This is a genomic window from Hydrogenophaga bisanensis, assembly GCF_042665135.1.
GTDB lineage: Bacteria > Pseudomonadota > Gammaproteobacteria > Burkholderiales > Burkholderiaceae_C > Hydrogenophaga > Hydrogenophaga bisanensis.
In genome coordinates this window covers 318354-325002 of the sequence record NZ_JBHTBX010000004.1, presented here as the reverse complement: position 1 = coordinate 325002, position 6649 = coordinate 318354, and the positions used below count along the sequence as shown (strand labels likewise).

The following is a 6649-nucleotide window of genomic DNA, read 5'->3' as shown; positions in this document are numbered from 1 at the left end:
CGGCCGAAAGGGTCGACAACGGGGCGCGAATCGGCCCTCGAATGACCCGAATCACGCCGCAGTTGCCGCCATCTGAAAACTCGCGCATCTGCACTCGTCGCAACGAGCGTTGTGCAGACCTTCCCTAGCCTCATTGAGCACCTCTTCGGGAGAAGCATTGATGGCTCTCCACAGCGCCACCGCAGCCTGTCTGGCCTGCTCGTCGGTGGCTGGCTCGGTCAGCAGCATCGGCGAGATGCGCAGCACCGGATCACGATCGGTGTTCAGGCTCAGATCGAGAGGCTCGAGCTCCAGACGGGGCCGGGAGGCAGCCGCCGGCGCTGGCGCGCGGGGTTTGCGCACCACACTCGCCGGCTTAGAGGGCTCTGCCGAGCCAGTTGCCGACGCGCTCCCTCGCCGCGGCCTCGGAGGAACATCCGCCGAAGGCCGCCCTGCAGCCATCGGGGACGCCTGCGGGGAAGGCACAGACACCACCGGCGCCGCAGGCGCCGCCCCACCCGAGGCGTCGGCAGCCACCTGCGCTGGAGTGACCGGATCGGCCAAGAGCACATAGCGGCGGGAATAAGGCGCCGCGCAGCCCGCCTTGAGATGAATGGTGACGAAGGGCTCGTTGACGGGTACCGACGTCTGGATACGCAAGGACAGGTCCGCGTCGGGCGTGACCCGCTGTGTGCCGATGGTGACCTGCGTCACCAGCGTTTCACCGAAGAAGACTTCCGGCCGGATGCAGAGGCTGTCTTCGCTCTCGCCGGGCGCCAATGAAGCCTGGATGCGGACATCGAGCGGGCGTCCCATGACTGCGGCTCCACTGTGGCGGCCCAGCGTGACCGCCGGACTGCTCAGCGCAGTTGATAGCAAAATAGAGCCCAGCCAGAAATGGCGCACGTCAGATGTCCTTCCTTGTCGTGTTGGAACATTTTGTCATAGCTTGCGGCGCTTACCCGTTAACTAATACTTTGATATGAGCCCTATTTTCACCACAGTTGGGGTCGTCGGTACCGGCGCCATGGGTCGAGGCATCGCCCAGATGGCCGCCCAGGCCGGCAGCCAGGTGCTGCTGTTCGACATCCAGGCAGGCGCAGCCGAACAGGCGCGCACCGCACTCCGCACCACTTGGAACAAACTGGAGGAAAAAGGCAAGATCACCCCCGGCCAGTCCGAGAGGTGGGCGTCCCAGCTGCAGGTGACTGCTGCCTTGGGCGATCTCGCACCCTGCCGGCTGGTGGTGGAGGCCGTGGTTGAAAAGCTGGAGCTCAAACGCAGCCTGTTTGCCGACCTGGAAGGCATCGTGGCAGAAGATGCGGTCCTGGCCACCAACACCTCATCGCTGTCGGTGACCGCGATTGCCGCCCACCTGCGCCGGCCGGAGCGTTTTGCCGGCTACCACTTCTTCAATCCGGTGCCACTGATGCGGGTGGTCGAAGTGATTGCCGGGTTGAAAACCAGTGCCCAGGTCTGCCAGGCGCTCACAGACTACTCACGTCAGTATGGGCATACCCCGGTCACGGCTCAGGACACCCCGGGCTTCATCGTCAACCACGCCGGTCGTGGCTACGGCACGGAGGCTCTGCGGGTACTGGGTGAGCGGGTGAGCGACGTCGCGACCATCGACCGGATCCTGCGTGATCAGATGGGCTTTCGTCTGGGGCCTTTCGAGCTGATGGACCTGACGGCACTGGATGTGTCCCACCCGGTGATGGAGTCCATCTATCACCAGTACTATGAGGAGCCGCGGTACCGGCCCAGCGTCATCACGGCCCAGCGACTGGCCGGTGGCGTCGTCGGCAAGAAGGTGGGTGAGGGCTTTTACCGCTACCCCGAGGGCGTGGCCGAAGTGCCCCTCGAGCCTTCCGTGCCCGTGGTCCATGAGATGCCTCCGGTCTGGGTGTCCCCCAAGGCTGCCCGGCGTCAGGAGCTGTACCAGTTGCTCAAGCAGTTCGGTGCCAGCATCGAGACGGGCGCAGCACCCTCCTCGAACGCCCTGATCCTGGTGGCGCCGCTGGGACTGGATGTGACCACGCTGGCCGCGGTCGAGCGGCTGGACGCCACCCGCACGGTGGGCATCGACATGATGCTGGAGGACGGGGCCACCAGGCGACGCGTGCTGGCCACCAACCCGGCCACCCGCCCCGACATGCGTGATGCGGCCCACGCGCTGTTTGCCCGCGACGGCAAGGCCGTGAGCGTGATCCGCGACAGCGGCGGCTTTGTGACCCAGCGGGTGGTGGCGACCATTGTCAACATCGCTGCCGACATGTGCCAGCAGGGCATCTGCACGCCGCAGGACCTGGAGCTGGCGGTCACCCTTGGTCTGGGCTACCCCATGGGGCCCCTGGCCATGGGCGACCGCATCGGTCCCACCAACGTGCTGGAGATCCTGTTCAACCTGCAGACCGTCTACGGTGATCCCCGCTATCGCCCGTCACCCTGGCTGCGCCGACGCGGCGCACTGGGCCTGAGCCTGACACACGAAGAGATCTGAGACAGCGACCCACATACACCCCGAGGAGACACAAACACATGGGCGCCAGCCTCAAGACACACAGCCAGGGTCAGACCCTGGTGCTGACCATCAGCAACCCCGAGCACCGCAACGCGCTGGGACCGGACATCTATGCCGCCGGGGTGGAGGCCCTGTCGGTGGCGGAGTCGAACAGCGATGTCCGTTCGGTGGTCATTGCCGGCGAGGGCTCGCACTTCTGCGCCGGGGGCAACCTGCAGCGCCTGCTGGGCAACCGACAGCAGCCACCTCAGGTTCAGGCAGAGAGCATCGAGGGCCTGCACAACTGGATCGAGACCATCCGCGCCTTCCCGAAACCGGTGATCGCGGCCGTGGAAGGCGCCTGTGCCGGTGCCGGCTTTTCACTCGCGCTGGCCTGCGACCTGATCGTGGCGGCGCGCGATGCGGTGTTCGTGATGGCCTACAGTAACGTGGGGCTCTCACCGGACGGGGGCACCACCTGGAGCCTGATGCATGCCCTGCCCCGCGCCACCGCCATGCAGCTGTTGCTGGCTGGCGAACGGATCGACACGGGTCGTCTGCATCAACTGGGCGTGGTGACGCAGGTGAGTGATCCGTCCGCGGCCTTGGGCGATGCGCTGGCCCTGGGCGAAAAGCTCAATGCCCGTGCGCCCAATGCGATGGCCAGCATCAAGGAGTTGGCCAATGACGCCGTGACTGCGCCCCTGCACCAGCAGCTGGCGGCGGAGCGCGACCACTTCGTCCGCAACCTGCACCACGCCAATGGTGGCGAGGGGATTCAGGCTTTCCTGGATCGACGGCCCGCCCTTTACCGCTGAAGCTTCAGCCACAGTACTCAGATCAACCCGGAAGCCCAGGCGTCCCAAGGGCGACAGCCTGGTCACTTTCAGTCACTCAAAAGACAGCCAATGGATGAGCCGATTCTGACAATGGAAGAACGTGAAGCGATCAATGGTGGTCGCTGGTTCCAGAGTCTTTCCCCTTCCCTGCGACACGACATCCTGCGATGCGCCTACGTCAAGCGATTCAAGGACGGCGACCTGATCGTTGCCCGGGGCGAACCACCGTCGGAATGGACGGCGGTCGCCAAGGGTGCGGTGCGGGTGAGCTCGACCTCGCTGTCGGGCAAGCAGATCACCCTGACCTATGTGGAGCCGGGTGTGTGGTTCGGCGACGTGGCGATGTTCGACGGGGACCGACGCACGCACGACGCCTACGCCCACGGCCCGACGACGCTGCTCTGCGTGTCCCGCAACGATTTCCAGAAGATCCTGACCGTGCATGTGGAGCTGTACGAAGCGCTGATGCGCCTGCAGGCACGGCGTATCCGCACGCTGTTCGGACTGGTCGAGGACCTGAACACCCTGCCCCTGCGGGCTCGCCTGGCCAAGCAGCTGCTGCACCTGATGCGCAGCTACGGGGTCCCCTGCCTGTCCGACAGCAACGAGATGCGCATCGGCCTGCAACTGGCCCAGGAAGAGCTGGCCCAGTTGCTGGGGGCATCGCGCCAGCGCGTGAACCAGGAGCTCAAGTCGATGGAACGCGAGGATGCGATCCGCATCGAGCAAGGCGGCCTGGTGATTCGCAACCGCGACATGCTGATGCGCATCGCCGAAGCCGAAACCTGACATCCCGGCGGCGGCCGGGCTACACGGTGGCAGGAAATCGATTCCCAGCCACTTCCCTGAACCCACAGGCCGCCTCCCGCGGGACGTCACGTCCAGCCCGGGTGGGCCTGAGCCCTACCCGAGCATGAGCGACAACCAGCAATTCACCGGCACCCGTCCGGTCTCCGACCAGCACGCTTTCGACGTGGCAGCCTTGCAGTCCTGGCTGCAGCAGCACCTGCCCGGGTTTGCAGGACCTTTGAGCGTCGAGATGTTCAAGGGCGGCCAGTCCAATCCCACCTACAAGCTGTTGACGCCGGGCAAGGCCTACGTGATGCGCGCCAAGCCAGGACCGGTGGCCAAGCTGCTGCCGTCCGCGCACGCCATTGAGCGCGAGTTCCGCGTCATGAGCGCCCTGCGCCAGACCGACGTTCCGGTGGCCCAGATGCATGTGCTGTGCGAGGACGAGTCCGTCATCGGACGCGCCTTCTACGTGATGGAGTGCGTGGAGGGTCGCGTGATGTGGGACCAGTCGCTGCCCGGCATGAGCCGGGAGCAACGCGGGGCCATCTACGACGAGATGAACCGCGTCATGGCGGCGCTGCACTCGGTGCGCCCCGACGCGATCGGGCTGTCCGACTACGGCAAACCCGGCAACTACTTCGAACGGCAGATCGGTCGGTGGAGCAAGCAGTATGTGGCCTCCATCACGCAGCCGATTGCGGCCATGGACCAGCTCATGGAATGGCTGCCCCGCAACATTCCCGCCATGGCCCGGGACGAGTCCCTGGTGTCCATCGTGCACGGGGACTACCGGCTGGACAACCTGATGTTCCACCCCACCGAGCCGAAGGTGCTAGCCATCCTGGACTGGGAGCTGTCCACACTGGGTCATCCCTTGGCCGATTTCAGCTACCACTGCATGGCCTGGCACATTCCGCCGGGTGCCTTCCGGGGCATCGGGGGTCTGGACGTCCAGGCGCTGGGCATTCCCACCGAAGACGCGTACATCGCCCGCTATTGCGAGCGCACAGGCTTTGCCACCCCTGAGCAGCTGCGGGCCGACTGGAACTTCTACCTCGCCTACAACCTGTTTCGCCTGGCCGCCATCCTGCAAGGCATTGCCAAGCGGGTCGAGATGGGCACGGCCTCCAGTGCCCAGGCTGTCAGCTCAGCTGCCGGCGCCAGGCCGCTGGCTGAACTGGCCTGGTCCTTTGCCCAGCGTCTTTGACACGCCACCTCACCGAATCTCTCCCGGCGCCTGCCTCTCATCACAAGGAAACCACCATGCATTTCGACTACACCGACAAAGTCAAGGACATGCGCACGCGCCTGCTCGCTTTCATGGACGAGCACATCTACCCGAACGAGGGGCGCTTTTTTGCCGAGATCGCCGCCAACCGCGCCAAGGGCAATGCCTGGATCCCGACCACCATCATCGAAGAACTCAAGCCCAAGGCGCGTGAAGCCGGACTGTGGAACCTGTTCCTGCCGATGTCCAAACGGGCGCCGGAGGGTCTGAGCAACCTTGAATACGCACCCATGTGCGAGATCATGGGCCGAGTGCCTTTCGCGGCCGAGGTGTTCAACTGTTCGGCACCGGACACCGGCAACATGGAAACACTGGAGCGTTATGCCAGCGAGGAACTCAAGGACGAGTGGCTGGAGCCCCTGCTCAAGGGGGAGATCCGCTCGGCCTTCCTGATGACCGAGCCGGCGGTGGCCTCGTCGGATGCCACCAACATCCAGTGCGAGATCCGCCGGGATGGCGACCACTATGTCATCAACGGCCGCAAGTGGTGGTCGTCGGGTGCCGGCGATCCGCGCTGTGCGGTCTACATCGTCATGGGCAAGACCAACCCCGACGCCCCGCGCCATTCCCAGCAGAGCATGATCGTGGTGCCGGCCAACACGCCCGGCATCGAGGTGGTGCGGCCGTTGAGCGTGTTCGGATACGACGATGCGCCCCACGGTCACATGGAAGTGGTGCTCAAGGATGTGCGCGTCCCGGTGGGCAACCTGCTGCTGGGCGAAGGCCGCGGTTTCGAGATTGCCCAGGGGCGCCTGGGCCCGGGACGCATCCACCACTGCATGCGCTCGATCGGCGCGGCTGAGCGCGCGCTGGAACTGATGTGCAAACGTCTGAACCAGCGGGTGGCTTTCGGCAAACCGATTTCCGCCCAGTCCGTCTGGCATGAGCGCATCGCCGACGCCCGCTGCAAGATCGAAATGGCCCGTCTGCTCACCCTCAAGGCGGCCTACATGATGGACACGGTTGGCAACAAGGTGGCCAAGGCCGAAATTGCGATGATCAAGGTCGTGGCCCCGAACATGGCCTGCGAGGTCATCGACATGGCCATCCAGGCCCATGGCGGCGGCGGCGTGAGCGACGATTTCCCGCTGGCCTATTCTTACGCCAACCAGCGCACCCTGCGCCTGGCCGACGGCCCGGACGAGGTGCATCGCCAGGCGATTGCCAAGCTGGAACTGGCCAAGCACATGGCCATTCGTGCCGATGTGGACATGCCGGTGACGCGGGGCTGCTGAGGCTTCGGGAAGC

Annotated in this window: 6 protein-coding genes; 5 read left to right on the top strand and 1 reads right to left on the bottom strand. The window is 65.2% G+C overall.

The genetic code is table 11. The annotated features are described in order from the left end of the window. Window positions 1–51: 51 nt before the first annotated feature. Window positions 52–795 (bottom strand): hypothetical protein, encoded by a 744-nt coding sequence (locus ACFQNJ_RS08515; protein ID WP_382256029.1) that lies wholly within the window; start codon window positions 793–795, stop codon window positions 52–54. A gap of 166 nt (window positions 796–961) precedes the next feature. Here ACFQNJ_RS08515 and ACFQNJ_RS08510 point away from each other — a divergent pair, with 166 nt between their 5' ends. The 5 genes from ACFQNJ_RS08510 to ACFQNJ_RS08490 all read left to right on the top strand — a co-directional run bounded on the left by ACFQNJ_RS08510 (window position 962) and on the right by ACFQNJ_RS08490 (window position 6636). After that, window positions 962–2482, top strand: a complete 1521-nt coding sequence (locus tag ACFQNJ_RS08510; RefSeq protein ID WP_382256026.1) for a 3-hydroxyacyl-CoA dehydrogenase — start codon at window positions 962–964, stop codon at window positions 2480–2482. A 38-nt stretch (window positions 2483–2520) separates the two neighbouring features. Then, window positions 2521–3300, top strand: coding sequence for an oxepin-CoA hydrolase, alternative type (locus ACFQNJ_RS08505; RefSeq protein WP_382256023.1), 780 nt, complete (start codon window positions 2521–2523; stop codon window positions 3298–3300). 90 nt (window positions 3301–3390) lie between these two features. Next, a complete protein-coding gene (locus ACFQNJ_RS08500; protein ID WP_374639876.1) occupies window positions 3391–4110 on the top strand; it encodes a Crp/Fnr family transcriptional regulator in 720 nt (239 codons plus the stop codon). Between the two features lie 124 nt (window positions 4111–4234). Further along, a complete protein-coding gene (locus ACFQNJ_RS08495; RefSeq protein WP_374639877.1) occupies window positions 4235–5320 on the top strand; it encodes a phosphotransferase in 1086 nt (361 codons plus the stop codon). A gap of 56 nt (window positions 5321–5376) precedes the next feature. Continuing rightward, window positions 5377–6636, top strand: coding sequence for an acyl-CoA dehydrogenase family protein (locus ACFQNJ_RS08490; protein WP_382256018.1), 1260 nt, complete (start codon window positions 5377–5379; stop codon window positions 6634–6636). Window positions 6637–6649: the final 13 nt, after the last annotated feature.

Coding starts and splice junctions, on each gene's coding strand:
- ACFQNJ_RS08515 (WP_382256029.1), bottom strand. CDS start 795: ATGGGACGCCCGCTCGATGTCCGCATCCAGGCTTCATTGGCGCCCGGC.
- ACFQNJ_RS08510 (WP_382256026.1), top strand. CDS start 962: ATGAGCCCTATTTTCACCACAGTTGGGGTCGTCGGTACCGGCGCCATG.
- ACFQNJ_RS08505 (WP_382256023.1), top strand. CDS start 2,521: ATGGGCGCCAGCCTCAAGACACACAGCCAGGGTCAGACCCTGGTGCTG.
- ACFQNJ_RS08500 (WP_374639876.1), top strand. CDS start 3,391: ATGGATGAGCCGATTCTGACAATGGAAGAACGTGAAGCGATCAATGGT.
- ACFQNJ_RS08495 (WP_374639877.1), top strand. CDS start 4,235: ATGAGCGACAACCAGCAATTCACCGGCACCCGTCCGGTCTCCGACCAG.
- ACFQNJ_RS08490 (WP_382256018.1), top strand. CDS start 5,377: ATGCATTTCGACTACACCGACAAAGTCAAGGACATGCGCACGCGCCTG.